General features: G+C 74.6%; 27 protein-coding genes and 2 pseudogenes. 9 read left to right on the forward strand and 20 right to left on the reverse strand.

The window, feature by feature from the left end:
* Positions 1-140: 140 nt before the first annotated feature.
* The 8 genes and pseudogenes from mutM to rsmD form a co-directional block, all read right to left on the reverse strand.
* Positions 141-998 (reverse strand): bifunctional DNA-formamidopyrimidine glycosylase/DNA-(apurinic or apyrimidinic site) lyase, encoded by an 858-nt coding sequence (gene mutM / locus CO540_RS12415; RefSeq protein WP_099162160.1) that lies wholly within the window; start codon positions 996-998, stop codon positions 141-143.
* A complete protein-coding gene (gene rnc / locus CO540_RS12420; RefSeq protein WP_091580384.1) occupies positions 991-1,788 on the reverse strand; it encodes a ribonuclease III in 798 nt (265 codons plus the stop codon). Before rnc ends, mutM begins: the two co-directional genes overlap by 8 nt.
* Entirely contained in the window at positions 1,785-2,771 is a 987-nt protein-coding gene (locus CO540_RS12425; protein WP_253866637.1) for a phosphate acyltransferase PlsX, read from the reverse strand. Before CO540_RS12425 ends, rnc begins: the two co-directional genes overlap by 4 nt.
* A gap of 105 nt (positions 2,772-2,876) precedes the next feature.
* On the reverse strand, positions 2,877-3,050 hold the full coding sequence (rpmF, locus tag CO540_RS12430) for a 50S ribosomal protein L32 (protein WP_089156974.1): 174 nt from the start codon (positions 3,048-3,050) through the stop codon (positions 2,877-2,879).
* A 5-nt stretch (positions 3,051-3,055) separates the two neighbouring features.
* Positions 3,056-3,619, reverse strand: coding sequence for a DUF177 domain-containing protein (locus CO540_RS12435; protein ID WP_091580392.1), 564 nt, complete (start codon positions 3,617-3,619; stop codon positions 3,056-3,058).
* A gap of 118 nt (positions 3,620-3,737) precedes the next feature.
* Complete coding sequence (locus CO540_RS12440) at positions 3,738-4,235, reverse strand: hypothetical protein (RefSeq protein WP_091580397.1); 498 nt, start codon at positions 4,233-4,235, stop codon at positions 3,738-3,740.
* A 249-nt stretch (positions 4,236-4,484) separates the two neighbouring features.
* Positions 4,485-4,961, reverse strand: coding sequence for a pantetheine-phosphate adenylyltransferase (gene coaD, locus CO540_RS12445; RefSeq protein WP_099162162.1), 477 nt, complete (start codon positions 4,959-4,961; stop codon positions 4,485-4,487).
* A pseudogene (gene rsmD / locus CO540_RS12450) lies at positions 4,958-5,520 on the reverse strand (16S rRNA (guanine(966)-N(2))-methyltransferase RsmD). The gene coaD and the pseudogene rsmD overlap by 4 nt, the downstream one beginning before the upstream one ends.
* A gap of 248 nt (positions 5,521-5,768) precedes the next feature.
* Between rsmD and CO540_RS12455 the strand changes: the two are divergent.
* Entirely contained in the window at positions 5,769-6,905 is a 1,137-nt protein-coding gene (locus CO540_RS12455) for an LPXTG cell wall anchor domain-containing protein (protein WP_099162163.1), read from the forward strand.
* Between the two features lie 82 nt (positions 6,906-6,987).
* Here CO540_RS12455 and CO540_RS12460 read toward each other — a convergent pair whose 3' ends face one another.
* From CO540_RS12460 to CO540_RS12470, 3 genes are read right to left on the reverse strand one after another with little or no spacing between them, the layout of a single operon-like run.
* Complete coding sequence (locus CO540_RS12460; protein ID WP_099162164.1) at positions 6,988-7,920, reverse strand: serine hydrolase; 933 nt, start codon at positions 7,918-7,920, stop codon at positions 6,988-6,990.
* Between the two features lie 58 nt (positions 7,921-7,978).
* Positions 7,979-10,180, reverse strand: coding sequence for an ATP-dependent DNA helicase RecG (gene recG, locus CO540_RS12465; protein WP_099162165.1), 2,202 nt, complete (start codon positions 10,178-10,180; stop codon positions 7,979-7,981).
* Positions 10,177-11,790 carry a DAK2 domain-containing protein gene (locus tag CO540_RS12470; RefSeq protein WP_099162166.1) on the reverse strand — a complete coding sequence of 538 codons (1,614 nt, stop codon included), beginning with the start codon at positions 11,788-11,790 and terminating at the stop codon, positions 10,177-10,179. Before CO540_RS12470 ends, recG begins: the two co-directional genes overlap by 4 nt.
* Before the next feature lie 205 nt (positions 11,791-11,995).
* Here CO540_RS12470 and rpmB point away from each other — a divergent pair, with 205 nt between their 5' ends.
* A complete protein-coding gene (gene rpmB, locus CO540_RS12475; RefSeq protein ID WP_013284551.1) occupies positions 11,996-12,187 on the forward strand; it encodes a 50S ribosomal protein L28 in 192 nt (63 codons plus the stop codon).
* A gap of 105 nt (positions 12,188-12,292) precedes the next feature.
* On the opposite strand, the gene CO540_RS12480 is transcribed toward rpmB, so the two are convergent.
* Both CO540_RS12480 and CO540_RS12485 read right to left on the reverse strand, forming a co-directional pair.
* The gene (locus CO540_RS12480) at positions 12,293-12,760 is read right to left on the reverse strand and encodes a GNAT family N-acetyltransferase (protein WP_099162167.1); all 468 of its coding nucleotides are present in this window, start codon (positions 12,758-12,760) and stop codon (positions 12,293-12,295) included.
* An 85-nt stretch (positions 12,761-12,845) separates the two neighbouring features.
* A complete protein-coding gene (locus tag CO540_RS12485) occupies positions 12,846-13,784 on the reverse strand; it encodes a thiamine-phosphate kinase (RefSeq protein ID WP_099162168.1) in 939 nt (312 codons plus the stop codon).
* A 166-nt stretch (positions 13,785-13,950) separates the two neighbouring features.
* Between CO540_RS12485 and CO540_RS12490 the strand changes: the two genes are divergently transcribed.
* Positions 13,951-14,184, forward strand: a complete 234-nt coding sequence (locus CO540_RS12490) for an Lrp/AsnC ligand binding domain-containing protein (RefSeq protein WP_007075177.1) — start codon at positions 13,951-13,953, stop codon at positions 14,182-14,184.
* Positions 14,185-14,772 carry a DUF3515 family protein gene (locus CO540_RS12495; RefSeq protein ID WP_099162169.1) on the forward strand — a complete coding sequence of 196 codons (588 nt, stop codon included), beginning with the start codon at positions 14,185-14,187 and terminating at the stop codon, positions 14,770-14,772. It begins immediately after the preceding gene.
* A 16-nt stretch (positions 14,773-14,788) separates the two neighbouring features.
* On the opposite strand, the gene CO540_RS12500 is transcribed toward CO540_RS12495, so the two are convergent.
* Positions 14,789-15,892 (reverse strand): D-alanine--D-alanine ligase family protein, encoded by a 1,104-nt coding sequence (locus tag CO540_RS12500; protein WP_099164733.1) that lies wholly within the window; start codon positions 15,890-15,892, stop codon positions 14,789-14,791.
* 261 nt (positions 15,893-16,153) lie between these two features.
* Positions 16,154-16,378 (reverse strand): hypothetical protein, encoded by a 225-nt coding sequence (locus tag CO540_RS12505; RefSeq protein WP_091580438.1) that lies wholly within the window; start codon positions 16,376-16,378, stop codon positions 16,154-16,156.
* Positions 16,379-16,655: 277 nt separating this feature from the next.
* Here CO540_RS12505 and CO540_RS12510 point away from each other — a divergent pair, with 277 nt between their 5' ends.
* Complete coding sequence (locus tag CO540_RS12510; protein ID WP_098743355.1) at positions 16,656-17,501, forward strand: helix-turn-helix transcriptional regulator; 846 nt, start codon at positions 16,656-16,658, stop codon at positions 17,499-17,501.
* Positions 17,502-17,505: 4 nt separating this feature from the next.
* Positions 17,506-17,706 carry a DUF397 domain-containing protein gene (locus tag CO540_RS12515; RefSeq protein WP_099162170.1) on the forward strand — a complete coding sequence of 67 codons (201 nt, stop codon included), beginning with the start codon at positions 17,506-17,508 and terminating at the stop codon, positions 17,704-17,706.
* Between the two features lie 49 nt (positions 17,707-17,755).
* Here the strand turns inward: CO540_RS12515 and CO540_RS12520 are convergent, their stop codons facing one another.
* From CO540_RS12520 to CO540_RS12540, 5 genes are all read right to left on the reverse strand, one after another.
* Positions 17,756-18,814: an ROK family protein gene (locus CO540_RS12520; RefSeq protein WP_099162171.1), complete on the reverse strand. Its 1,059-nt coding sequence runs from the start codon at positions 18,812-18,814 to the stop codon at positions 17,756-17,758.
* 65 nt (positions 18,815-18,879) lie between these two features.
* Complete coding sequence (locus CO540_RS12525; protein WP_099162172.1) at positions 18,880-19,671, reverse strand: putative protein N(5)-glutamine methyltransferase; 792 nt, start codon at positions 19,669-19,671, stop codon at positions 18,880-18,882.
* Positions 19,672-19,842: 171 nt separating this feature from the next.
* Positions 19,843-20,961 (reverse strand): cystathionine gamma-lyase, encoded by a 1,119-nt coding sequence (locus tag CO540_RS12530; RefSeq protein WP_099162173.1) that lies wholly within the window; start codon positions 20,959-20,961, stop codon positions 19,843-19,845.
* Positions 20,962-20,972: 11 nt separating this feature from the next.
* Positions 20,973-21,980: an NAD(P)H-dependent glycerol-3-phosphate dehydrogenase gene (locus CO540_RS12535; protein WP_091580459.1), complete on the reverse strand. Its 1,008-nt coding sequence runs from the start codon at positions 21,978-21,980 to the stop codon at positions 20,973-20,975.
* The gene (locus tag CO540_RS12540; RefSeq protein ID WP_099162174.1) at positions 21,977-22,702 is read right to left on the reverse strand and encodes a 1-acyl-sn-glycerol-3-phosphate acyltransferase; all 726 of its coding nucleotides are present in this window, start codon (positions 22,700-22,702) and stop codon (positions 21,977-21,979) included. The genes CO540_RS12535 and CO540_RS12540 overlap by 4 nt, the downstream gene beginning before the upstream one ends.
* Before the next feature lie 96 nt (positions 22,703-22,798).
* On the opposite strand from CO540_RS12540, the pseudogene cofC reads away from it, so the two are divergent.
* The 3 genes and pseudogenes from cofC to CO540_RS12550 form a co-directional block, all read left to right on the forward strand.
* Positions 22,799-23,422 (forward strand): annotated as a pseudogene (cofC, locus tag CO540_RS30905) (2-phospho-L-lactate guanylyltransferase); the annotation flags it as partial.
* A gap of 24 nt (positions 23,423-23,446) precedes the next feature.
* The gene (locus tag CO540_RS30910) at positions 23,447-23,644 is read left to right on the forward strand and encodes a cold-shock protein (protein ID WP_174528381.1); all 198 of its coding nucleotides are present in this window, start codon (positions 23,447-23,449) and stop codon (positions 23,642-23,644) included.
* A gap of 54 nt (positions 23,645-23,698) precedes the next feature.
* The gene (locus CO540_RS12550; RefSeq protein ID WP_172967836.1) at positions 23,699-26,002 is read left to right on the forward strand and encodes an RNA degradosome polyphosphate kinase; all 2,304 of its coding nucleotides are present in this window, start codon (positions 23,699-23,701) and stop codon (positions 26,000-26,002) included.
* The last annotated feature ends 28 nt before the right edge of the window (positions 26,003-26,030 follow it).

Consider the following 26,030-nt stretch of genomic DNA (forward strand, 5'->3'; position numbering starts at 1 on the left):
CCCCGATGGCCGAAGGTGGGGCCGGACGGTCGGAACCGGCCGCGCCGATCGGGCGGAAAGGGCATTTCAGGGTACGGTCCGGCGCGCCCCCGGGCGCCCGACGGCGATGCACACCGGCGCAACCCCGAGCCGACTCGGGGTCATCCCCGGAGGCTGCCCCGGGGCCGCGGCTGGCACCGCGGGCAACTGTAGGAGGAGCGGTTCATGAATCCCTCGCGCCGGATCGGCGCGCCGCAGCGCGGGCAGGGCTCCCCCTCCCGGCCGTACGCGTTCAGCGACCGGTCGAAGTAGCCGCTCTCACCGTTGACGTTGACGTACAGCTCGTCGAAGCTGGTGCCGCCCTGCTTGATCGCCTCACCGAGCACGTCCCGCACGTGGCCGAGCAGCCGCAGCGCCGCCGGACGGGTCAGCGCGTCCGCCGGGCGGGCGCCGTGCAGCTTCGCCCGCCAGAGCGCCTCGTCGGCGTAGATGTTGCCCACCCCGGAGATCAGCGTCTGGTCCAGCAGCGCCCGTTTGACCTCCGTGCGCTTGCGGCGCAGCGCCGCCACGAACGCCTCGTCGGAGAACTCCGGGTCCATCGGGTCGCGGGCGATGTGCGCGATCTCGGCCGGCAGCTCCGCGCCGCCGTCGGACACCGACAGCCCGCCGAACGTGCGCTGGTCGACGAAGCGCAGCTCCGGCCCGTCGTCGGCGAACCGGAACCGCACCCGCAGGTGCAGCTCGTCGGCCGCGCCGACCGGTTGCAGCAGCAGCTGCCCGGACATGCCGAGGTGGCCGATCACCGCGTCGCCGCTGTCCAGCGGCAGCCAGAGGTATTTGCCCCGGCGGCGGACGTCGGTGATCGTGCGGCCGGCCAGCACGTCGGCGAAGTGCGCGCCGCCGGGCGCGTGCCGGCGTACCGCGCGGGGGTGGCGCACCTCGACGGCGGCGATCCGGCGGCCGACGACCCACTGGGCCAGCCCCTGCCGGACCGTCTCCACCTCGGGCAGCTCAGGCACGGCCGGCGCCCGCCTCGGCGTCCGCCGGGTCGGCGACCTCCGCCTCGGCGACCTCCGCCTCGGCCGCGGCCCGCGCCTCGGCCTGCTCGGTCAGCGTCCGCCAGGCCGACTCGGCGGCCCGCTGCTCGGCCTCCTTCTTGCTGCGCCCCTCCGCGCCGCCGTAGCGGTTGCCGGCCACCACGACCCAGGCGGTGAACGTCTTCAGGTGGTCCGGCCCGGTGCCCTCGATCCGGTACTCCGGCACGCCCAGCCCCAGCGCGGCGGTCAGCTCCTGGAGGCTGGTCTTCCAGTCCAGCGCCGCGCCCCGCCCGGCCGACTCGGCCATCAGCGGGTCGAAGAGCCGGTGGATCACGATGGCCGCGGTGTCCAGGCCGTACTGCAGGTAGATGGCGCCGAGCAGCGCCTCCAGGGTGTCGGCGAGGATGCTCGCCTTGTCCCGCCCGCCGGTGGCCTCCTCGCCCTTGCCGAGCAGCAGGTAGGCGCCCAGCCCGTCCGGGCCCAGGCCGCGCGCCACGTCGGCCAGGGCGCGCATGTTGACCACACTGGCCCGCAGCTTGGCCAACTGCCCCTCGGGCAGGTCCGGGTGGTTGTGGAAGAGCGCCGTGGTGATCACCACGCCGAGGACCGAGTCGCCCAGGAACTCCAGCCGCTCGTTGGTGGGCAGCCCGCCGTTCTCGTACGCGTACGAGCGGTGGGTCAACGCGCGCTCCAGCAGCTCCGGGTCGAGCGACACCCCGAAGGCCGTCTCGAGGTGGCCGACGGGAGCACGCCGCCGCTTGTCGTTGGTCATGGTGCTACCTCGGTGTCGTTGCGGTCAGGTGCGGATTCGTGCGGGATCTCGGCGAGCAGGGCGCGGACCGTCCCGGCGGCGTCGCGACGCCAGAGGTGGGCGGCCAGGGCGATGCCCGAGGCGACGTCGTCCGACCCGGCCGCGCCGTGGCACACCACCACGGTGCCGGCCACCCCGAGCAGCGCGGCCGCGCGGGGCGCACCGCCGTTCGTCGGGGGTCCGCCGGCCATGGCGTACGCGCCCTCGATGGCCTTGAGCAGGACGTTGCCGGTGAAGCCGTCGGTGACCACCACGTCGGCGCGGGCGCCGAGGGAGATGTCGTAGCCCTCGACCAGGCCGACGTAGCGGGCGCCGCAGGGCAGCGGCACGGCGGCGAGCGCGGGGTCGGCGGAGCGGCGCAGCCGGTCGCCCTTGCCCGCCTCGTGGCCGACGGAGAGCAGCCCCACCCGGGGGGCGTGGACGGCGTGGGCCACGGCCGCGTAGGCGGCGCCGAGGACGGCGTGCCGGGCCAGCGTGGCGGGGCCGGGTTCGAGCGTGCCGCCGACGTCCAGCAGCACCACCGGTCCCTCGACGGCGGGGATCGTGGCGACCAGCGCGGGTCGGCGTACCCCGGTCCAGCGACCGAGGCCGAGCGCGGCGGCGGTGACGGTGGCGCCGGTGGAGCCGGCGGAGACGACCGCGTCGGCGAGCCCGTCGTGGACGGCCTGCACCGCGGTGCGCACGGTGCTGTCGCCGCGGGCGGCGGTGGGATGGTCGGCCATGCCGACGGCGGCCCGCACCGGGCGGACCGTGACCCGGGCGCGCTGCGCCGGGTCGAGGGCACCGATCAGCCCGTCGGCGACCTCGGTCGGACCGACGAGCAGCAGGTGCAGGTCAGGGTCGGCGCGCAACGCCCGCAGAGCGCCGTCAACCACGACGGCGGGAGCATCGTCCCCGCCGAGGAGGTCGACGGCGATCCGCGCGGTGCCCGGCTCCGACGGCACGCCGGCCGATGAGCGGCCGGTGTGGGAGGGAGCCGGGGCACCGGGCGAGAGCCTTGGTGCGCGCGCCGCCCGACCGGTGGTCGGGGGCGTCACTCGGCGGCCGGGTCAGACCTCGAGGACCTGACGGCCGTTGTAGGTGCCGCAGACGGAGCAGGCGGCGTGCGGCAGCTTCGGCGACTTGCACTGCGGGCAGGCCACGGTCGCCACCACCGAGGCCTTCCAGTTCGCCCGGCGGGCGCGGGTGTTGCTGCGCGACATCTTGCGCTTGGGGACGGCCACGGTTCTTACTCCTCTGTACGGGTCAGTTGCGACAGGCCCGCCCAACGCGGGTCGATCTGCTGGTGACTGTGGTCGGCCGGCAGATCGTCCCAGTGCACCCCACACTCGGGGCACAGGCCTGGGCAGTCCTCCCGGCAGAGCGGGTTCGTCGGCAGCATGAGCACCACCGCGTCCCGCAGCGCCGGCTCCAGGTCGATCAGATCGTCCTGCATCCGGCCCACCTCGTCCTCGTCGGTCGTGGTGTCCGTGGCGCTGTTCTCGTACGCGTACAGCTCCTGGACGTTCACGACCACCGAGTCGTCGATCTCGCGCAGGCAGCGGCCGCACTCGCCCTTGACGGGACCGGAGATGGTCCCGGAGACGAGCACGCCCTCGGACACCGACTCCAGCCTCAGGTCGAGGTCGAGGTCCGCGCCCTCCGGCACGCCGATCAACTCCACGCCGAGGTCCGCCGGTGCCGGCACGACCCGCTTGTGCGTACGCAACGCGCCAGGCCGACGCGGCAGGTCCCTCGTGTCGAGGACCAGCGGCGACCTGGGGTCGAGTGAGCGTGGCGAGTGTTTGGGCATAGTCAGACTCCGGCCGGTGAGAGGCCGACAAAAAAGGTTACCTGGGAGACGGGCGGACCGTCGAACCGGGGGCGCACCCGACGGCGGCCGGCTGTCGGCGACCGGCCCGCGCGTGGTCCTAGAAGGGTAGCGGGCGCTCCGCCTCGTCCCCCGCGAAGGTGCCGATCTCGCGCAGCGCGTGCATCTTGTCCCGGCCACGCTCTATCGAGGCCAGCGCCCGGGTGAGGAACTGCTCGAAGTTGGCCAGCGCGGTGTCGACGTAGTCGTCCACCTCCTCGCGGAGGCGCTGCGCCTCGGCCCGCGCCTCGGCGATGATCCGGGCGCCCTCGTGCTCCGCCGAGACGGTGATCTCGTTCACCGAGACCAGCCGGGCGTGTTCCGCCTCACCCTCGCTGATGATCCGGTCGGCCTCCCGCTTGCCGGCCTCCATGATCTTGTCCCGCTCCTCCAGGAGCGCGGCGGCCCGACGCAGGTCCGCGGGAAGCTCGACGCGCAACTCGTCCAGCGCGGCGATCATCTCGCCGCGGTCGACCATGCAGTTGTTGCGCGACATCGGGACGGAGCGGGCCTGCTCCACCATGGCGATCAGTTCGTCGATGCGATCGAGCGGGTCCACCGGTACCTCACTCCTGTCTTCGTCGGCCGCCCTCCATGATGCGGCCTGCGCCCGGTTTCGGCGCTGCACACATCATGTCGCGCGCCGGCCACCGCCGCCCCACCCGCCCCCACCCGGCGCGTCGCCCCACCCCTCGACTCCCGTCGATCTTGCACTTTCCGCCCCGGCATTCCTCGCGGAAAGGACGAGAACCGGGCCGCAACTGCAAGATCGGCGGGATGGGGGGTGGGGGTGGGGGTGGGTGGGGGGTCAGGGGCGGAGGCGGGTCTGGAGTTGGTCGCGGACCAGGTCGGGGACGTGGGCGGAGATGTCGCCACCCCACTTCGCCACGTCCTTGACCAGGCTGGAGGAGAGGAACGAGTAGAGCGGATTGGTCGGCATGAAGAGCGTCTCCACCCCGGCCAGGCCGATGTTCATCTGGGCCATCTGCAACTCGTAGTCGAAGTCGCTGACCGCGCGCAGGCCCTTGATCAGCACGCTCGCCTGCTGGTCCCGGCAGAAGTCGACGAGCAGGCCGCGGAACGACTCCACCCGCACGTTGTCATACGAGGAGGTCACCTCGCGGAGCATCTTGATCCGCTCCTCGACCGTGAACAACCCCTGCTTCGACTGGTTGACCAGCACGCCGACGATCACCTCGTCGAAGAGCCGGCTGGCCCGGCCGATGATGTCGAGGTGACCGTTGGTGACCGGGTCGAACGAGCCCGGGCAGACCGCACGTCTCATGATCGGCGACCGTACCAAAGGGTGGTCTCGCCGTAGCGGCGACTGCGCTCCGGCGTGACGCCCTCCACCCACTCGACCGGGCCGGAACGGCTGGACCGCTCGACGATCACCAGCGCGTCCGGGGCCAGCCAGCCGCCGTCGACCAGCGCGGCCAGCATCGCGGTGATCTCCGCGCCCGGCACCGCGTACGGGGGATCGGCGAAGACCACGTCGTACGGCCCGTCGTCCGGCCCGGCGGCGAGCACGGCGGCCACCTTGCCGGTGACCAGCCGGGCGGCCGGGGCGGCCCGCAGGGCGGCGATGTTCTCCCGGACGACCCGGGCGGCCCGGGCCTCGGACTCCACCAGCAACACGTGCGCCGCCCCCGGGACAGCGCCTCCAGACCGACCGCGCCGGAGCCGGCGTAGAGGTCCGCGAAGCGCGCCCCGTCCAGGTCGAGATCGGCCTGCACCGCGCTGAACAGCGCCTCCCGCACCCGGTCCGAGGTCGGCCGGGTGCCGGCACCGGGCGGCGCGGCGATCCGCCGCCCGCCGAGCGTGCCCGCCACGATCCGGGTCACCGTCGCTCCCTGCGCATGCCCCGACGCTACGCGACGCCCAGAACGGCCCGGCGGAGCACCCGGTGCACCGCCTCGTGACCCGACGTACATCAATGATCTCAACTTCATAACGGACCCTTTACGACCCGTCGATCGCGGTAACGCCCGTCGTGTCGATCTCGCTAGGGTCTGCCCGATTGTCGTGCGGACGCGTGGCTCCGGTCCGTCCGCCGCATCCCTCTCCCATCCTCCCCTCACCAGGAGAAGACGTGAACCGTCTCCACCTCCGGCGCGCCCTCGCGGTCGCCGCCGGTGCGCTGGTCGGCCTCGCGGGCGTCGCGGTAGCGGCAGCCCCGGCCAGCGCCCACCACAGCGAAGTCAAGGTCACCGCCGAGTGCGACACCGCCAAGGGCGAGTGGGTCACGACGTGGACCGTCCGCACCTACGCGCCGGGCGGCGTGGACACCTACCGGCTCACCAAGGCCGAGGCCACCAGCAACAAGGGTGAGGTCGCCACGCCCTTCACCATCGAGGGCATCCGGACCACCGACGGGGACTCCTACCCGTACCAGGTGTCCGAGCCGCTGGTCGGCACCGCCCGCCTCGCGGGCGACGTGACCCGGGCGTCGCTGACCGTCCGCGCCCAGTGGGACAACACCTGGAAGGAGAACGACGACAAGAGCGCGACCATCCGGTTCAGCGAAAGCTGCGACAAGGTGGTCACGCCCCCGCCGGCCAAGGCCAACCCGACCGCCACGGTCACCTCCGACTGCACCGGCGACGTCGCGGTGAAGCTGGAGAACGGCGCGGAGGCCACCAGGGACGCCTCCTTCACCGTCGCCGGCAGCGGCGACTTCACCAAGACCGCCGAGGTAGCGCCGGGCAAGAGCCTGTCGATCCGCGTCCCGGCGAAGAACGCGGCCCGCATCACGGTCACCGAGGCCGCCCAGAAGCAGCCCCTCTTCGACGACAAGCCGAGCGAGGCCAAGGACTGCGTCGAGCCGGGCGAGCCGTCGGGCAGCTACCAGTCCACCTGCGACGAGCTGATCTTCCAGGTGGAGAACCCGAAGGACGGCAAGACCGTCGAGATCACCTTCACCCCCAACAAGGGCGACGCGAAGAAGCTCGTCGTGCAGCCGGGTGAGACCAAGACCGTGGCGTTCAAGGCGTTCGAGGGCCTGAAGGTGACGCCGGCGGCCGAGGGCCTCGACGACACCGAGCCGATCGCCTGGGAGAAGCCGAAGACCTGCACGCCCGGTGCCGGCGGCGGCCAGCCGGAGGGCCCGACCCTGCCGCTGACCGGTGCGGCGACCGGCGGCATCGTGGCCGGCGCCGTCGCGCTGCTGGTCGCGGGCGCGGTCCTGTTCGTGGTGGCGCGTCGACGCAAGGTGCGCTTCACCGCCTGATCCGTCCGGTCCGAGGGCGCGTCGACCAGCAGGTCGGCGCGCCCTCGTCGTACGCCGCGCCGGTGCCGCCCGCGCGGTGGGATCACGCGGCCCCGAGCAGCGACGTGACGGCGGCCGGGTCGACCTCGGCCTGGTTGGCCAGCAGCACGAGCCGCTGGTCGGAGTCGGGCAGCCAGGCCGCGAACGCCTTGTAGCCCCCGTTGTCCCCGGAGTGGTGGACCGCCCGCCGGCCGGCCAGCGGGCCGACGAACCACCCGTACCCGTACGCCTCGCCGGGCCGGCCGGTGGGCGCGTGCGGCGCGGTCATGGCCGCCACCGAGGCCGGGGTGAGCAACCGGTTGCGGCGCGGCACGTCCAGCCAGGTCAGCAGGTCCGCCGCGGTGCACCAGACGTCACCCGCGCCCATGCTCACCGTCGCCAGGTCCCAGGACGGCACGGTCCGGCTGCCCTCGTGTCCGACCGCCAGGTCCGGCCGCCCGTCACCCGCGCCGGCGAAGCTGCCGGTCATCCCCAACGGCGCGAAGACCTCCTCGGCGAGGAACCCGGCGTACGGCCGGTCGGCGGCCCGCTCGACCGCGCGGGCCAGCAGCACGTAGCCCGGGCTGCTGTAGTGCCACCCGGCCCCGGGCGGGAACAGCGGCGGCACCGCGGCGAACCGGCCGAGCAGTTCGTCCGGCTCGGCCGGCCCGCAGATGTCGACCGCCGGGTACTCCTCCCAGTGGCCCAGGCCCGAGGTGTGGGTGAGCAGGTGGTGCAGCGTCATGCCGGACCATGCCGACGGCGGGTCGGGCAGCCACCGCACGACCGGATCGGTCAGGCGCCACACGCCGCGCTCGGCGAGCAGCAGCACCGCCGCGGCGGCCATCTGCTTGCTGATCGAGGCGATCTGGAACCGCGTCGCCGGGGTGCACGGTCGGCCGGACGTCTCGTCGGCAGCCCCGACGACCCGGTCCACCAGGAGTTCGTCACCCCGGGTCAGCAGCAGCACACCGCGTTCGAGTGATGGTGTCGACATCTGCGCGAGCCTAGGCACGCGGCCCGCGTGCCGCAGCCCCGTGACCCGCGCTCGGGCGTCAGCCCTTCTCCAGGTATTCGGCCCGTTCCTCGTCGACCAGGGCGGCGACCGAGGCGGCCAGCGCCGGGTGCCGGGCCAGCTCCGGGTCGTCCCCGACCAGCTCGATCGCCTCGGCCCGCGCGTCCCGGATCAGGTCGGTGTCCCGCAGCAGCGAGAGCAGCCGCAGGTGGGAGCGCCGGCCGGACTGGGTGGCGCCGAGCACGTCGCCCTCCCGGCGCTGCTCCAGGTCGAGCTCGGCCAGCTTGAACCCGTCGGTGGTGGAGGCGACCGCGTCCAGTCGCTCCCGCGCCGACGACCCCTCGGCCGCCTCGCTGACCAGCAGGCACAGCCCGGCCGCCGAACCCCGGCCCACCCGGCCGCGCAGCTGGTGCAGCTGGGAGACACCGAACCGGTCGGCGTCCAGCACGATCATCACGGTCGCGTTGGGCACGTTGACGCCCACCTCCACCACCGTGGTCGCGACCAGCACGTCCAGGTCGCCGTCGGCGAACGCGCGCATCACCGCGTCCTTCTCGTCGGCCGGCAACCGGCCGTGCAGCACCCCGATCCGCAGCCCGTGCAACGGCCCCTCGGCGAGCAGCGGGGCCACCTCGGTCACCGCCAGCGGCGGCCGGCGGCCGTTGTCGTCCTCCCGCGGCGCCTCCTCGTCGGAGACCGGCCCCTCTCCGATCCGCGGGCACACCACGTACGCCTGGTGGCCCTTGGCGACCTCCTCGCGCAGCCGGCGCCAGGCCCGGTCGAGGAAGGCCGGCTTCTCGGCGGCCGGGACCACGTGCGAGGCGATCGGCGACCGGCCCTGCGGCAACTGGGACAGCGTGGAGGTCTCCAGGTCGCCGTAGACCGTCATGGCGACCGTGCGCGGGATCGGGGTGGCCGTCATCACCAGCACGTGCGGCGGCTGCTCGGCCTTGGCCCGCAGCGCGTCCCGCTGCTCCACCCCGAAGCGGTGCTGCTCGTCGACCACCACCAGGCCCAGGTCGGCGAAGTCGACCCCCTCGTAGAGCAGCGCGTGGGTGCCCAGCACGATGCCGGCCCGCCCCTGCGCCACCTCGGCCAGCGCCCGCCGCCGCGCCGCCGCGCCCAGCGAGCCGGTGACCAGCTCCACCCGGGTGGCGTCGTCGGCGGCGTCCAGCTCACCGGCCCGGCCGAGCGGGCCGAGCAGGTCGAGGATGCCCCGGTGGTGCTGCGCGGCGAGCACCTCGGTCGGCGCGAGCAACGCGGCCTGCCCGCCGGCGTCGACCACCTGGAGCATGGCGCGCAGCGCCACCACCGTCTTGCCGGAGCCCACCTCGCCCTGGAGCAGCCGGTGCATCGGGTGCGCGGTGGCCAGGTCGGCGGCGATCTCCCGCCCGACGACCTGCTGGCCGGAGGTCAGCTCGTAGGGCAGCCGGGCGTCGAACGCGTCGAGCAGGCCACCGGCCCTCGCCGGCCGGGCCCGGGCCGGCGACGCCGCCGCCCGGTGCTTGCGCTGCACCAGGGTGAGCTGCACGGCGAAGGCCTCGTCCCACTTCAGCCGCCGGCGGGCCCGGTAGAGCGCCTCCTTGCTGGACGGACGGTGGATCTCCCGCAGGGCGGTGCCGATGTCGGCCAGGTTGCGGGTGGCCCGCACGGTGGCCGGCAGCGGGTCCTCCGGCGGGGTGAACGTGTCCAGCACCACCCGGACGCAGCGGGCGATCACCCAGGTCGGCACCGCCGCCGCGGCCGGGTAGACCGGGATCAGCGCCCCGGCGAACTCCTCGACCTCCTCGTTGGCCGCCGCCTCACCCTCACCGCCCTCGCCGAGCAGGACGTATTCCGGGCCGTTGAGCTGCCGCTTGCCGCGGAACTCGGTCACCTTGCCGGCGAACAGCCCCCACCGCCCCGGGCGCAGCTCCCGCTCCCGCCACGCCTGGTTGCCGAAGAAGGTGCAGGTGAGCACGCCGCCGGAGCCGTCGCCGACGGTGACCTCCAGCAGGTTGCCCCGCCGCTGCCGCATCGGCCGCACGGCGGTGCGCTGCACCTGGGCGAGCACGGTGACCTGCTCCCCCACGTCCAGCGAGCGGATGTCGGTGTGCTCGCCGCGCTCGTCGTAGCGGCGCGGGAAGTGGTAGATCAGGTCGCCGGCGGTGTGCAGGTCGAGGTGGCCGGCCAGCGCCTTCGCGGTGCGCTCGCCGACCAGCTTCTTCAACGGCGTGTCCACCGTGGTCGGTTCGCTCGTCATTCGACCCCCACCAGGAGCGGATAGTGCGGCTGCCCGCCCTCGTACGCCTGCACCTCGACGAACGGCCAGGACCGCTCGACGTGCGCGCGCACCCGGTCGGCCAGCCCGGCCGGGGCGTCCGCCCCGCAGAGCAGGGTGACCAGCTCCCCGCCGCCACCGAGCATCCGGTCGACCACGGCGGTGCAGGTGTCGGTGAGATCCTGCCCGATCAGGTGCACCTCGCCCTCGACCAGGGCCAGCACGTCACCCGGGCGGCACGGTCCGGCGACGGTGAGCGCCTCCCGGCCGGCGTGGCAGACCTCGGCGTAGCGGCACGCGCCGGCCGCCTCGGCCATCGCGATCACGTCGTCCTCGAAACGCCGCTTCGGGTCGCGGACGGCGAGCGCCGCGAGCGCCTGCACCGGGGAGCGGGTGGGCACCACGCTGACCTTGACGCCGAGGCCGTGCGCCTCCTTGGCCGCCGCGCTCGCCACCGACTGGGTGTTGGGGTCGTTCGGCAGCACCACCACCCGGGCCGCGCCGGTGGCCCGGATCGCGTCGAGCAGCTCGCCGGTGGACGGGTTGGCCGGCACGACGACGGCGCCCTCGGCGGCGAACAGCTCGGCGATGCCGGCGCCGGTGGCCACCACCACGGCGGCCCGGCCGTCGGGCCGGGCCACCGCCGGCGCGGGCGCCGGGGCGGTCTGGTCGGCGAACCGGGTCACGGTGATCCGGTGCGGCCGGCCGGCGACCACGCCCGCCTCGACCGCCGCACCGACGTCGTTGACGTGCACGTGCACGTTCCAGGTGCCCGAGCCGTCGCCGACGACCGCCAGCGAGTCGCCGAGCGCGGCCAGCTCGGCGCGCAGCCGGGTCACCGCCTCGTCGGTGGCGTCGAGCAGGTACTGCACCTCGTAGGCGTACGCGTCGGAGCCGGTCTCCCGCGCGGCGGTGGCGGCCGGGCGGCGGACGGGCGGCGCGGAAGCCGGCTGGCCGGGGCTCTCCCCGGTGATCACCTCGACCAGCGCGTCGAGCAGCAGGCACAGCCCGCGCCCGCCGGCGTCGACCACGCCGGCGCGGGCCAGCTCCGGCAGTTGCTCAGGGGTGCGGGCCAGCGCGTGGGCGGCGGCCTCGGCGGCGGCCCGGGCCACCGTCCGCAGGTCGTCGCTGTCCGCCCGCTCGGCCGCCCGGGCCGCCGCCGCGACCACGCTGAGCAGGGTGCCCTCGACCGGCCGGGCGACCGCGGCGTAGGCGGCGGCGGTGGCGTCGGCCAGCCCGGCGGCGAGCTGCCGGCCCCGGACCGCCGGCGCGGCGGCGAGCGCGTCGGCGAGGCCGCGCAGGATCTGCGACACGATCACCCCGGAGTTGCCCCGCGCGCCGAGCAGGGCGCCCCGGGCCATCAACCGCAGCGCGTGCCCGTGCGGGGTGTGCCCGTCGTCGGGCAGGGTGCCGAGGTCCATGGCCAGGGCCTGCTGGGCCGAGGTGAGCGTCAGCACCAGGTTGGTGCCGGTGTCGCCGTCGGGCACCGGGTAGACGTTGAGGCCGTCGATCTCGCCCTGGTGGCGCTGGAGCGTGGCGAGGCCGCTCGCGCACCAGCGGCGCACCGCGGCGGCGTCGAGGGTGTCCAGCACGTCGGGAAGCCTACTGGCGCACACCGACACGCGCCGGGGTCGTCCGGGTCCGCCCGGCGTGTCCCCGGGCCGGCGCGGCCGGTACGCTGGCCCGGCCCGCGACGGGCCGGTTGGGCATGCCCGGCCGTCATCGGGTAACCTGACCAGGTTGCCCGGGCAGCGCCTGGCGGCGACTTCATGAACGTTTCAATCCCAGGAGTATCCCGTGGCTAGCGTGTGCGACGTCTGTGGCAAGGGACCGGGCTTCGGCCACAACGTGTCCCACTCGCACCGGCGGACCAACCGCCGCTGGAACCCGAACATCCAGTCGGTGCGGACCCCGGCCGGTGGCGGCACCACCAAGAAGTTGCAGGTCTGCACCTCGTGCATCAAGGCCGGCAAGGTCACCCGCGCCTGACGCGGCAGCGCCACCGGAACATCGTCGGTCGCCGGCGGACCCATCGGGTCCGCCGGCTTCTGTCGTGCCCGCCGGCCCGCGCGGGCCGGCGGCGGTGACCGGCGCTCAGAGGGTACGGCCGAACGACAGGCAGCCGGGCTCGTCCTTGTAGAAGCCGAAGTTCGGGATCGGCTCGTAGCCGGCCGAGGTGTACATGGCGATCGCCTCGGGCTGCCTGTCGCCGCACTCCAGCACGATCCGCTTGCGGCCGTGGTCGCGGGCGGACCGCTCGACGGCGGCGAGCACCGAGCGGGCCACGCCCCGCCCGCGGGCGGCCGGCGCGGTGTACATCCGCTTCAGCTCCGCCGTGTCGCCGTCCTCGCCGTGACTGCGCCAGCCGCCGCAGCCCACCGGCCGCCCGTCCAGGTAGGCGACCAGGAAGGCGCCGGCCGGCGGGGTGAACTCGGCCGCGTCGACGGGCGTCTCGTCGCCACTGCCGCCGTACCGCTGCCCGAGGTCGGCCAGCGCCGCCCGGATCAACGCCTGTGACTCGGGCGCGTCGAAGCGCCGTTCCCGGATCTCGATCTCGCTCACGATGCCCAGGCTACGACCGGGCCCGACCCCCGCCCCGCCCCGGCGGCCGGGGTCGGACGCAGATCACTCCGTCGGTCGTGCCGGCTCAGCGGAAGTGGTCCCAGCCACGCGGTCCCTCGGGCTCGGCGCCGTCGACGGTGACCCCGGCGCCGTCGCCCACCCGCCCCACCGGACGCCAGCCGTCGGGCAGCGCGACCCCGTCCGGGAACGTGGCCGCCAGCGCGTGGTCGTCCCCGCCGGCCAGGATCCACGAGTACGGGTCCACGCCGAGCGCCTGCGCCGCGTCGCGCATCTGCCGGGGCACCTCGAACGCGTCCCGGGTCAGGTCGATCGCCACCCCGCTGGCCGCCGCCACGTGGCCGAGGTCGGCGAGCAGCCCGTCCGACACGTCGATCATGGCGGTCGCACCGGCCGCGGCGGCCGCCGGCCCCGCCGCGTAGGGCACCTCGGGGCGGCGGAACGCCTCGACCAGCAGGCGGGGCGTCCGGAAGCCCCGGGACAGGACCGTGTAGCCGGCCGCCGCCCAGCCGGTGCGCCCGGCGAGCGCCACCACGTCGCCCGGACGGGCGCCCGACCGGACCACCGGGGCCCGCCCGGCCAGGTCGCCGAGCGCGGTCACCGCGACGGTCAGCGTCGGGCTGGCCGACATGTCCCCACCGACCACGCTCGCGCCGACCAGCGCCGCCTCCGCGCCCAGCCCGTCGGCCAGTTCCTCGGCCCAGGCCGGGTCCAGCTCGGTCGGCATGCACAGGGCCACCAGCAGGGCGGTCGGGGTGGCGCCCATGGCGGCGATGTCGGCCAGGTTGGCCGCCGCCGCCCGGTGTCCCACGTCCCGCGCCCCGGACCAGTCCCGCCGGAAGTGCCGTCCCTCGACCAGCACGTCGGTGGAGGCGACCACCCGCCGGTCCGGCGCCGCCACCACCGCGGCGTCGTCGCCGGGGCCGAGCAGGCAGCTCTCCCCGTACGACAGCCGGGCGGTCACCCGGTCGATCAGCCCGAACTCCCCGACACCCGCGACCGTCATGCCGTCCCCTCGTCCCGCTCCGCCGTCCCGCACGTCCCGACCCCTCCCCGCGCCCACGTGTGCTCGCTCACCGCGTCCGCCCGGCGACCGATAGGGATCACGGCCGCTCAGTACGGTAGTTTCACCCTTCGGGCCGCCCCAGGCGGCGACGGACGGAGGTCGAGTCGTGGTACAGGCGTACATCCTCATCCAGACGGAGGTCGGCCGGGCGCGTGACGTGGCCGGTCTGATCGGGGACCTTGCCGGCGTGGTACGGGTCGACGCCGTCACCGGGCCGTACGACGTGGTCGTGCTCACCGAGGCGAACACCGTCGACGAGCTCGGCAAACTCATCGTCAGCAAGGTGCAGATGGTGCCCGGCATCACCCGCACCCTCACGTGTTCGGTGGTGCGGCTGTAAGTGGAAGAGAAGGACAGCTCCCCGCGCGCGGACGGCTCCACCCGGCGCGCCGCGCTCTGGGCGACACTGATCGCGGTGCCGGTGACGCTGGCCGTGGCCGGGTTCACGTTCGCCAAGCTCGCCCCGGACTCCCCCGACGCCGCGCCGAGCGCGTCGGCCAGCCCCCGGGCGCAGTCGAGCGCACCGGTCGAGCTGCCGGCCCCGGCCCTGGCCGAGCGCCCGGCGGTGCTCTGCCGCGCGCTGGTGTCGCAGCTGCCGGACAGCGTGCGTGACCTGCGGCAGCGCCCGGTCACCGCAGGCCCGGAGCAGAACGCCGCGTACGGCGACCCGGCCCTGACCGTGTCCTGCGGCGGGAGCGCCCCGCTGGTGCAGCCCACGGACGAGGTGTGGACGGTGAACAAGGTCTGCTGGCACCCGGTGCAGGAGGCCGACGCCACGGTGCTGACCACGGTCGACCGGGAGACCCCGGTGCGGGTCCGGGTGCCGAGGACCTACGAGCAGCCGTTGCAGTGGGTGACGCCGATCTCCGACGCGATCGTCAGCGCGGTGCCCTCGGCGAAGACGGCGCCCTCGGGCTGCTCCGCGTGACGTCCGCGCCGGCCGCTCAGCGGCCGGCGCCCCGGTGCAGGGCGGTCCGGATCAGGCGGTTGACCAGCTTCGGATACTCCAGCCCGCTGGCCGCCCACATGCGCGGGAACATCGAGGTCGGGGTGAAGCCCGGCATCGTGTTGATCTCGTTGAGGTAGACGTCCAGCTGCGGGGTGACGAAGAAGTCGACCCGGGCCAGGCCGGAGCAGTCCAGCGCGGTGAACGCGCGGGTGGCGTAGTCGCGCACCTGCCGGGTCACCGTCTCGGGCAGGTTCGCCGGGACGTCGTACTCGCAGACCTCGTCGGCGAAGATGTACTTGGCCTCGAAGTCGTACCAGTCGCGGTCGCCGATCATCCGCACCTCGGCGAGCACGGAGGCCTCCGGCGCGCCGCCGGCCTCGCCCTCCAGCACGCCGCACTCGATCTCGCGCCCGACCACGGCGCCCTCGACCAGCACCTTGCTGTCGATCTCGCGCGCGGTGGCGAGCGCGGCGTCCAGCTGGGCCCAGTCGTCGACCTTGGTGATGCCGAACGAGGAGCCGGCCCGCGACGGCTTGACGAAGACGGGCAGCCCGAGGCGCTCCTTGTCCTCCTCGCTCAGCGACATGCCGGCGCGCAGCACCGCGTACGGGCCGACCGGGATGCCCTCGGCCGCGCAGAGCTTCTTGGTGAACTCCTTGTCCATGGCCGCCGCGGAGGCGAACACGTTGGCTCCGACGTAGGGGATGTCGGCCATCTCCAGCATCCCCTGGATGGTGCCGTCCTCCCCGTACGCGCCGTGCAGGACCGGGAAGACCACGTCCACGTCGGCCAGCGCCACCGGGCCCTGGGCCGGGTCGAGCACCATCAGGCCGCCGACGGCCGGGTCGGCGCGCAGCACCAGCTCGGCGCCGGAGCCGGCGGTGATCTCCGGCAGCTTGCGGTCGGCGATCGCGAGCCCGCTCGGGTCGCCGCTGGCGAGCACCCACTGGCCCTGTCGGGTGATGCCGACCGGGACGACCTCGAACTCGTCGGGGTCGAGCGCGCCGAGCACGCTGCCGGCGCTGACGCAGGAGATGCCGTGCTCGGGGCTGCGGCCGCCGAAGACGATCGCCACACGGGTCTTGCCTGGGGTGGTCATGGTCACCTCATCGTTCGCGACTGCGGCTGGCCGTGCTCGCCGGTGGCGCTCACCCGGTTGACCTTACTGTGCGTCGTCGGCGGGGGTGGCCGATACCCGGGGAGACGCGGAGCAGCATGGCAACCGGTCAAGGTGACATATACGGGGAGTAACGGTGCGGCGTGTCGGGGTCGAGCCCGGGCGGCCGGCGGCGGGACCTGCCGCCGGCCGCCCGGCTCCCCGCCCTCGCCGCCGCGTCCGCGAGGTCGGGCCCGGTATGGCTCAGAAGGCCGGGTGCCGGGGTCGGCGACCGACCGCGATGACCTTGACCCGTTGCCGGCCGGCCCGCACCATGCCCAGCGCCATGAAGGCGCCGGCGATCCGGTCGGCCGCCTCCCGGCTGCTCGCGCCGACGACCTGCCGGCGCCGCTCGGGGCTGGTCCGCTCGTCGCGCTCGGCGCCGTCGCCCGGGCGCACGTCGGTGAGGACCACGAGGAACCGGGTCATTCCCGGCCACCCCCGTTCCCGGAGTGGCAGGCCGTCACCGTCATCGCGAGATTCCTCCCCGTCTGGTGGACCGGTACGGGCACGCGGCGATCGGGTCGTGGGGGAGAAAAACCCGATCGCCGCGCGCCCCATCCCCTCCGGTCGCTCACCACCACCGTCGCCACGACAACCGGCGGTGAGGACGCCGTCACAGATTGACAGGTGGACACGCGTGAATGCAACTCTCATCGACTTTCTCTCACGCCCGTTTTCCCACTCGATGTGCGACCATCGATGCATGGCGCCGAAGACCGCCCGGGCCCGACGGCTCGGCATCGCCCTGCGAACCCACCGGGAGGCCGCCGGCCTGACCCTGGAGACCGCGGCCGACGAGATCAACAGCACCCGGAGCACCCTGTCCCGCTACGAGAACGCGCAGACGCTGATCAACCCGGCCACCGTGCGCGCGTTGCTGACCAGCTACGGCGTGGGCCCCGACGAGATCGCGGCGGCGGTCCAACTGGCCAAGGACGCGCGCAAGCCGGGCTGGTGGGTGTCCTACTCCTACCTGCTGGACCGGCGCACCATCGACTTCATCGCGCTGGAGGCCGAGGCCACCGGCATCGCGAACTTCGAACCGTCGGTGGTGCCCGGGCTGCTCCAGACCGCCGACTACATCCGTGGCGTCATGCGCGGCGGACCGCACACGCTCAGCGACGAGCAGGTGGAGCAGCGCGTCCAGCTACGGCTGGACCGCCAGCAGCGGATCTCCGGGCAGGACCCGCCGATCCTCGACGCCATCATCGACGAGGGCGCGCTGCTGCGCCCCGTCGGTGACCGTTCGGTGATGGCCGGCCAGCTCCAGCACCTGCTGAAGATGGCCGAGCTGCCCAACATCACCGTGCAGGTCATCCCCCTCGCCGCCGGCTACCACCGGGGCACCCGGGGATCGCTGCACATCCTGGAGTTCGCCGACCCCGAGGACCCGATCATCGCCTCGGTGGAGACGGTCGCCGGGCAGATGGTCCTCGACCGGCCGGGCGACCTGCGTACCTGCACCAAGATCATGGAGCACCTGCGGACCGTGGCGCTGAGCCCGGCGGCCAGTCGGGACCAGCTCCTCAATCTGCTGAACGAGAGGTGACCGCATGAACGGCACGAACCGCCCCCACCCGACGCCGGTCGGCTGGCGCAAGAGCAGCCACAGCGGCGACGAGGGCGCGTGCGTGGAGATGGCCCCGCTGCCCGAGGCGGTCGCGGTCCGCGACTCCAAGGACCCGGCCGGCCCGGTGCTGGTCTTCCCGCCGGCCGCCTGGGCCGCCTTCACCGCCGCGCCGCCGCGCGCCTGACCGCACGCGCCGGACGCGTCGAGCAGGGGCCCCCGCTCTGCCGAAGACGTCAGGCGGGGGCCCCGCCCCGCGCGAGTGGCGCGGTGGCGCCGCGGACCGCCTCCAGCGCCGCGATGGCCACCCCGCGGGCGCCGGCCATGTCCCGGTCCGGCACCAGCGCGAAGGTGGCCACCGCGCGCTGCTCGTCGCGGAGCACCGTGTGCCCGGCGACGGTGGCGAGGAACCAGTCCCGGAACTCCGGCGCGGCCTCCACCACGCCGCCACCGACGAAGTACGCGTGCGGGTCGGTGAAGTTGGCCGCGATGGTGAACAGCCGTCCCAACGCCGCCGCCTGCTGGCCGAACACCTGACGGGCCATCGGGTCGCCCCGCTCGCCGTAGCCGCGGACCAGCTTCGCCGCCCGGGCCGGCTCCTCGGCGGCCAGCGGGTGCCCCGGATAGCGGGCCAGCCAGTAGGGCAGCAGGTTGCGCCGGATGGCGGTGAGCGAGGCGAGGCTCTCGGCGTCGCCGGTGAAGCCGCAGGCGCAGACCGGCGCGGGCTGGTCCGGCTCGACCAGCCCGTCCAGCGGGATGTGCACGTGCCCGAACTCCCCCGCCATGCCGGCCGCGCCGCCCACCACCCGGCCGCTCTCCACCACGCCCCCGCCGAGACCGGTGCCGACGATGGCGGACACCGACGACCGGGCCGCCGCGTCCGCGCCGAAGTGCACGTGGTGGGCGTAGAGCGCGGCGGCATTGCCGTCGTTGGCGTAGACCACCGGCAGGCCGAGCCGCCGTTCCAGCGCGCCGCGCACGTCGAAGCCCCGCCAGGCCGGCTGGGAGAAGTTGGTCGAGCCACGCGAGGAGATCACCCCGGTGGCGCTGGCCGGGCCGGGCGTGTCCAGCCCGACCGCGCGCACCGCCTCCCGGGGCGCCCCGGTGTGCGCCAGCACGCCGTCGAACGCCCGGGCGAGCGCCTCGACCGCCGCCTCCGGGCCGGCGCCGACCTCGCTGGGGATCTCCAGCAGCCCGTCCACCAGGAACCGGCCGTCGACGGTCAGCACGGTGGCGTTGTTGCTCGTGCCGCCGTTGTCCAGCCCCACCACCACCGGCACCCCTGCGCTGCCCACCCGCCACCGCCTCCCGCCGAGCCTGACCTGAGGTTAGTTCTCGGCGGGCCCACCCGCCACGCGTGTCAGCCGGGACGGCGGGCGGTCACCGCGGTCGCCTCCCACTCCTCGTCCCGCACCACGGTCGGGTCGAGGCCGGCGGCGGCGAACACCGCGCAGAGCACCGGCGCCTGCCCGGCGCTCACCTCGACCGCGACGTGTCCGCCCGGCGCCAGCCACTCGGCCGCCCCGGCGGCCACCCGACGCAGCACCGCGAGCCCGTCCGCGCCACCGTCCAGCGCCACCGGCGCCTCGTGCAACCGGGCCTCGGCCGGCAGCATGGCCACCGCACCGCTCGGCACGTAGGGAGCGTTCGCCACCACCAGGTCCAGCCGGCCGCGCCAGCCGACGGGCACCGGGTCGAACAGGTCGCCCTGGTAGACCGGCACCCCCAGCGGGTCGAGGTTGCGTCGTGCGCAGGCCACCGCGACCGGGTCGATGTCGGCGGCGGCCAGCCAGCGCGGGGACAACCGGTCGTGCAGCACCAGCGCGGCGGCGCCGGAGCCGCAACACAGGTCGAGCACGGCCGGGGTCGGCCCGGCCACCGACGCCGCGGCGTCGACCAGCAGCGCGGTACGCGCCCGGGGCACGAAGACGCCCGGGTGCACGGCGACCCGCCGGCCGCAGAACTCGGCCCAGCCGAGCAGGTGCTCCAACGGCAGACCGGCGACACGGCGGTCGACCAGGCGGGTCAGCGCGTCGGCCGAATCGGCGGCGGCGATCAACAGGTCCGCCTCGTCCTCGGCGAAGACGCAACCGGCGGCACGCAGCCGGCGGACGAGGGCGGGACGGTCGGGAGTGAACACGGTGGGTGCCATGGCAAGCCTTTCGGGGAACGCTCGTCGGCGCCCCCGGCGTCGCCTCAGCCCGGGGGCGACACGGACTCGGAGGGAGCGCCGGTCCTCTGCTGGTGGATCGGACTCACCTCCTCGGGTCGGGGCCGCACGGGCCGTGGCTGCCGTCACGATAGCCCAGCGGCCGGTGTGCCGTCAGCCCGCGGCGTCCAGGGCCGAGGCCACGTCGGCGACCAGGTCGGCGCTGTCCTCGATGCCGCAGGAGAACCGGACGAAGCCCGGCGCCGTGTCGTCGCCCCACTGGGCCCGCCGGTCGGCCGTGGTGTGCACCCCGCCGAACGAGGTGGCGGCGGCCACCAGGCGGGACGCGTCGAGGAACCGGGCCACCCGGTCGGCGTCGCCGAGGTCGAACGAGAGCACCCCGGGGATGCGCCGCATCTGCGCCGACGCGACCGGGTACGCCGGGTCCTCCGGCCGCCCGGGCCAGCGCAGGCCGGTGACGTCCGCCCGGCCGGCGAGCAGCCCGACGAGCGCCTCGGCGTTGGCGCTCTGCCGGGCCAGTCGCAGGTCGACGGTGGCCAGCGAGCGGTGGGCCAACCAGCAGTCGAACGCGCCCGGCACCCCGCCGGTGGCGTTGCGCCAGGTGGTCGCCGCGTCCCGCAGCCCGGCGTCGCGCGTCGCCAGGTAGCCCAGCAGCAGGTCGGAGTGGCCGGTCAGCGCCTTGGTGCCGGAGGCGACCACCACGTCCGCGCCGAGGTCCAGCGGACGCTGCCCGAGCGGCGTGGCGGTGGTGTTGTCCACCGCCACCAGCGCCCCGGCGGCACGCGCGGCGGCGGCCACCGCCCGCACGTCGGCGACGTCGAGGCCGGGGTTCGCCGGGGTTTCCAGCAGGACCAGCCGGACACCGTCGAACGACGGGTACGGCCCGGCGGTCGGCACGAGCACCACCCGCACCCCGAGCTGCTCCAGGGTGTCGGTGGCGAACGCCCGCACCGAGAAGTAGCCGTCGGCCGGCAGCGCCACGGTGTCCCCTGGGCGCAGCACGGTCAGCAGCAGCCCGGTGATGGCCGCCTGCCCGCTGGCGAAGACCAGGCAGTCGCCGCCCTCCAACTCGCCGATCGCCGTCTCCAGCAGCCGCCGGGTGGGGTTGTCCGGCCGCCCGTACCCGTCCCGGGCGGCCGACGGGCCGCGCGACGGGTCGAGGTGGTACGGCGCGGCGAACACCGGACCGGGCAGGAACGGCTGCCCGGGTACGGCGTCCGGCAGGCCGGCGTGCACGCTGCGCGTGCCGTCTCCCCAGTGCGGCGACGTCATGCCCGCTCCGCTCACTCGTACGACTCCGGCTTGGCGGTCCGGCTCATCAGCGCGTCCACGGCGAGGCGGGGGTCCATCCCCTCGTGACAGATCCGCTCGATCTGCTCGGTGATCGGCATCTCCACCCCGTGCGCCCGGGCCAGGTCGCGGATGGCCAGGCAGCTCTTCACACCCTCGGCGGTCTGCCGGGTGGCCGCCTGCGCCTGCTCCAGCGTCTCGCCCCGGCCCAGGTGCTCGCCGAAGGTGCGGTTGCGGGCCAGCGGGGACGAGCAGGAGGCGACCAGGTCGCCCATGCCGGCCAGGCCGGCGAAGGTGATCGGGTCGGCGCCGAGCGCCACGCCCAGCCGGGCGGTCTCGGCCAGGCCACGGGTCATCAGCATGGCCCGGGTGTTGTCGCCGAAGCCCATCGCGGTGGCGATCCCGTACGCCAGCGCGATCACGTTCTTCACCGCCCCACCCAGCTCGCAGCCGATCACGTCGTCGTTGGTGTACGGGCGGAAGTAGGGCGTCCGGATCGAGGCCTGCACCAGCGCCGTCCGGCGGCTGTCGGTGCCGGCGACCACGGTGGCGGCCGGCTGCTCGGCGGCGATCTCCGGGGCCAGGTTGGGCCCGGAGACGACCACCACCCGGTCGGCCGGCACCCCGGCCGTCTCGGTGATCACCTGGCTCATCCGCTTCGTGGTGCCCAGCTCGATGCCCTTCATCAGGGACACCAGCGTGGCGTCGGGGGCCAGGTGGGGCGTCCAGTCGGCCAGGTTTCCGCGCAGCGTCTGCGACGGCACCGAGAGCACCACCACCTCGGCGCCCTCGATCGCCTCGGCGGCGTCGCCGGTGGCGGTGACCCGCTCGGGCAGGCGCACGTCCGGCAGGTAGTCCGGGTTGTGCCGTCCGGTCCGGATCGCCTCGGCCACGGCGGCGCGGCGGGCCAGGACGGTGACGTCCCGCCCGGCGTCGGCGAGGATCTTGGCGAACGCGGTTCCCCAGGACCCGGCGCCGAGGACCGCGACGTGCCCGCTCATTCGGAGACCTCCCGGGTGCCGGTGCGGGCCGGCCGCTGCCAGAGCGGTGGCGGGGTGCCACCGCGGATCTCGGCGACCAGGTCACGGATCCGCAGCATGATCGTGTCCGTCATCTCCTCCAGGATCGCCCGGGTCGGCGTGGCGTCCGCCCACCGGCTCAGGTCGACCGGCGGCCCGGCCACCACCGTCACCGGGGTGCGCGGGCGCAGCCCGATCCGCGCCGTCCGGGGGTCGAACATCCGCTCCGGGCCGACCATCGCCACCGGGATCACCGGGGCGCCGGTGGCCAACGCCAGCCGGGCCGCGCCGGTCTTGCCCTTCATCGGCCACAGCTGCGGCTCCCGGGTCGTGGTGCCCTCCGGGTAGATCACCACGGCGCCTCCCTCGTCCAGCGCGGCGACCAGCTTGTCCAGCGACTTGACCGCCTCGACGCTGCCCCGCTCGACCGGGATCTGCCTGCACCGGTGCAGGATCCAGCCGATCACCGGGACCCGGAAGACGCTGGCCTTGCCCAGGAACTGCGGCCAGCGCCCGGCGTCGTAGATGAAGTGCGCGGAGACCAGCGGGTCGGCGTGCGAGATGTGGTTGGGCACGATGATGATGCCGCCGTCGCGGCGCAGGTGTTCCATCCCCCGCCAGGTGCGCCTGGTCCACACCGTCAACACCGGCTTCACCAGCACCACGGCGAACCGTTGCCAGAATCCCAGCCTCCGCGGTGCCACAGTGCCTCCTCGTTCCGCCCCACGCGCCCCGGGAGAGAATCATGCCTGCTCGCCCCCGGTCCGGCCAGTGCGGGTACCGCCACCGGCGCTGGCAGGATGGTCGGCGTGCCTGAGCCGAGCTGGACCGTGGTGATGCCGGTGAAGCGCCTCGGCGCCGCGAAGAGCCGGTTGCGGGGCGCGCTGCCCGGCGTACCCCACGAGGAACTGGCGCTGGCCCTGGCGGCCGACACGCTGCGCGCGGTGCGGGCGTGCCCGGCGGTCGCCCGGGTGCTGGTGGTCACCGACGACCCCCGGGCGGGCGCGGCGGCGACCGCCGCGGGCACCCGGGTCGTTGCCGACCCGGGCGGCGGGCTCAACGCGGCCTTCCGGCACGGCGCGGCCCTCGCCGGGCCCGGGGAGGCGGTGGCCGCCCTCACCGCCGACCTGCCGGCGCTGCGCCCGGCCGAGCTGGCCGCGGCGCTGCGCGCCACCGAGGGGGTACGCGGGTTCGTGGCCGACGCCCCGGGCGGGGGCACCGTGCTGCTCGCCGCGCCGGCCGGGCTGCCGCTGGCCCCCCGCTTCGGCCCCGGCTCGGCCGCCGCGCACGCCGCCGGCGGCGCGCTACCGCTGGCCGGCGACTGGCCCAGCCTGCGCCGGGACGTGGACACCCCGCCCGACCTGGCCGCCGCCGCCGGGCTGGGCGTGGGCCCCCGCACCGGGGCGCTGCTGGCCCGGGTCGCCGGTGCGGTCCGGTACGGTGCTGGCATGCAGGGCACGGTGGCCACCTACGACGCGTCGACCCGCAGCGGGGTGCTGCTGCTCGACGACGGCACCGAGCTGGCCTTCCCGGCCCGCGCGTTCGACGCGTCCGGGCTCCGGCTGCTGCGGCTCGGCCAGCGGGTGCGCGTGGAACGCGACGCGGCCGGCGAGGTGGTCCGCGTGACCTTGCCGACCATGGCGTGAACAACCTGGCCGGAGTTCATTTTCTGTTCACCCTCGTCAGGGAATCATGAGGTGGTGAGCACCCCTCGCGAGCACTCCGACCCGCCGCCCCTCCTCGACCCCGGCACGCCCCGCAACGGCCGCCCCACGCGCGGACCCGACGGGCGGTTCCGGCAGACCCGGCCGCCCGAGGAGCGCCTGGGCGCCGACCCGGACGCGGCCGGCGCCACCGGCCTGGACGAGCCGCTCGACCCGGTGGAGGGACCCGGCCCGGCCGACGGCGCCGACCCGGACGCCGGCCCGCCGACCGCGCAGCCGCTGCCGGAGGACCGCTTCCTCAACCGCGAGCTGTCCTGGCTCGACTTCAACGCCCGGGTGCTGGCGCTCGCCGAGGACCCCCGCACGCCGCTGCTGGAGCGCGCGAAGTTCCTGGCGATCTTCGCCAGCAACCTGGACGAGTTCTTCATGGTCCGGGTGGCCGGGCTCAAGCGCCGGCTCTCCGCCGGCCTGCCGGTGCGCGGCGGTGACCGGCTGCCGCTGCGCACCCAGCTCGAACTGATCACCGAGCGGACCGCCGACCTGGTCGCCCGGCACGCCGCCTGCTTCGTCGACGACGTGCTGCCCCGGCTCGCCGAGGAGGACATCCGGGTCCTGCGGTGGAGCGACCTCGACGACGCCGAGCGGGAGCGGCTGCGCACCTGGTTCCGCGAGCACATCTTCCCGGTGCTCACGCCGCTCGCGGTCGACCCGGCGCACCCGTTCCCCTACATCTCCGGCCGGTCGCTGAACCTGGCCGTCTCGGTCCGCGACCCGGACGGCGGTTCGGAGCTGTTCGCCCGGGTCAAGGTGCCGAACAACGTCCCCCGGTTCGTCCGGGTGGCCAAGGACCGGCCCGGGGTGCGTTTCCTGCCGGTGGAGGACCTCATCTCCGTCCACCTCGGCCAGCTCTTCTCCGGCATGCAGGTGGTCGAGTGCCACCTGTTCCGGGTCACCCGCAACGCCGAGGTGGAGGTCGACGAGGACCGCGACGAGGACCTGCTCCAGGCGCTCGAGCGGGAGCTGGCCCGGCGCCGGTTCGGCCCGCCGGTGCGGCTGGAGGTGGCCGCCTCCATCTCCGACCACATGCTGGAGCTGCTCGTCCGCGAGCTGGACATGGACGGACACGACGTGCTGCGGGTCCGGGGGCTGCTCGACCTGTCCGCCCTGTGGCAGGTCTACGGCGAGGCCGACCGACCCGACCTCAAGGACCCGCCGTTCGTGCCGGCCACCCACCCGCGCCTGGCCGAGGGTGAGGTGCCGCGCAGCGTGTTCGCCACGTTGCGCGACGGCGACGTGCTGGTGCACCACCCCTACCACTCGTTCGCGACCAGCGTGCAGCGCTTCGTGGAGCAGGCCGCGGCCGACCCGAACGTGCTCGCCATCAAGCAGACGCTCTACCGCACCAGCGGCGACTCCCCGATCGTCGACGCGCTGGTCGACGCGGCCGCCGCCGGCAAGCAGGTGGTGGTGCTGGTGGAGCTGAAGGCGCGCTTCGACGAGGTGGCCAACATCGGCTGGGCCCGCACCCTGGAGCGGGCCGGCTGCCATGTGGTCTACGGCCTGGTGGGGCTCAAGACGCACTGCAAGACCGCGCTGGTGGTGCGCCAGGAGGGCAACCAGATCCGGCGCTACTGCCACATCGGCACCGGCAACTACCACCCGAAGACCGCCCGGCTCTACGAGGACTTCGGCATGCTCACCGCCGATCCGGAGATCGGCGCCGACCTGACCGACCTGTTCAACGTGCTCACCGGCTACAGCCGGCAGACCGCCTTCCGCCGGCTGCTGGTCGCCCCGCAGGGCATCCGCAGCGGCCTGATCGAGCGGATCGACCGGGAGATCGAGCACGTCCGGCTCGGCATGCCGGGGCTGGTGCAGTTCAAGGTGAACTCCCTGGTCGACGAGGAGATCACCGACGCGCTCTACCGGGCGTCGCGGGCGGGCGTCCACGTCGACCTGCTGATCCGGGGCATGTGCACGCTGCGCCCGGGCGTGCCCGGGCTGTCGGAGAACATCCGGGTCCGCTCGATCCTCGGCCGGTTCCTGGAGCACTCGCGCGTCTTCCGGTTCGGCAACAACGGCGACGCGGAGTTCTGGATGGGTTCGGCCGACCTGATGCACCGCAACCTGGACCGCCGGGTGGAGGCGCTGGTGCAGGTGAGCGACCCGGTGGCCCGGGCCGAGCTGGACCACGTCCTGGCCACCGCGTTCGACAGCGACGTGGACGCGTTCGAGCTGGCCGCGGACGGCAGCTGGCACCGGCGTACCGGCACCGACGACGCGCCGCTGACCCACCTGCAGGACCTGCTGTTGCGCCGGGTCGGCGGTCGGGCGGACTGAGCGGGCCGTGCCGGGCGACGGGCGGGCA

This window comes from Micromonospora sp. WMMA2032 (assembly GCF_002688545.1).
Classification (GTDB): Bacteria; Actinomycetota; Actinomycetes; order Mycobacteriales; family Micromonosporaceae; genus Micromonospora; species Micromonospora sediminicola.

Excerpts from the sequence above, each read along its gene's own strand:
- rnc (WP_091580384.1), bottom strand. The coding sequence starts at position 1,788 with ATGACCAACGACAAGCGGCGGCGTGCTCCCGTCGGCCACCTCGAGACG.
- CO540_RS12435 (WP_091580392.1), bottom strand. The coding sequence starts at position 3,619 with ATGCCCAAACACTCGCCACGCTCACTCGACCCCAGGTCGCCGCTGGTC.
- coaD (WP_099162162.1), bottom strand. The coding sequence starts at position 4,961 with ATGAGACGTGCGGTCTGCCCGGGCTCGTTCGACCCGGTCACCAACGGT.
- CO540_RS12460 (WP_099162164.1), bottom strand. The coding sequence starts at position 7,920 with ATGTCGACACCATCACTCGAACGCGGTGTGCTGCTGCTGACCCGGGGT.
- recG (WP_099162165.1), bottom strand. The coding sequence starts at position 10,180 with ATGACGAGCGAACCGACCACGGTGGACACGCCGTTGAAGAAGCTGGTC.
- CO540_RS12485 (WP_099162168.1), bottom strand. The coding sequence starts at position 13,784 with ATGACGGTCGCGGGTGTCGGGGAGTTCGGGCTGATCGACCGGGTGACC.
- CO540_RS12500 (WP_099164733.1), bottom strand. The coding sequence starts at position 15,892 with ATGACCACCCCAGGCAAGACCCGTGTGGCGATCGTCTTCGGCGGCCGC.
- CO540_RS12505 (WP_091580438.1), bottom strand. The coding sequence starts at position 16,378 with ATGACCCGGTTCCTCGTGGTCCTCACCGACGTGCGCCCGGGCGACGGC.
- CO540_RS12510 (WP_098743355.1), top strand. The coding sequence starts at position 16,656 with ATGGCGCCGAAGACCGCCCGGGCCCGACGGCTCGGCATCGCCCTGCGA.
- CO540_RS12515 (WP_099162170.1), top strand. The coding sequence starts at position 17,506 with ATGAACGGCACGAACCGCCCCCACCCGACGCCGGTCGGCTGGCGCAAG.
- CO540_RS12525 (WP_099162172.1), bottom strand. The coding sequence starts at position 19,671 with ATGGCACCCACCGTGTTCACTCCCGACCGTCCCGCCCTCGTCCGCCGG.
- CO540_RS12530 (WP_099162173.1), bottom strand. The coding sequence starts at position 20,961 with ATGACGTCGCCGCACTGGGGAGACGGCACGCGCAGCGTGCACGCCGGC.
- CO540_RS12535 (WP_091580459.1), bottom strand. The coding sequence starts at position 21,980 with ATGAGCGGGCACGTCGCGGTCCTCGGCGCCGGGTCCTGGGGAACCGCG.
- CO540_RS30910 (WP_174528381.1), top strand. The coding sequence starts at position 23,447 with ATGCAGGGCACGGTGGCCACCTACGACGCGTCGACCCGCAGCGGGGTG.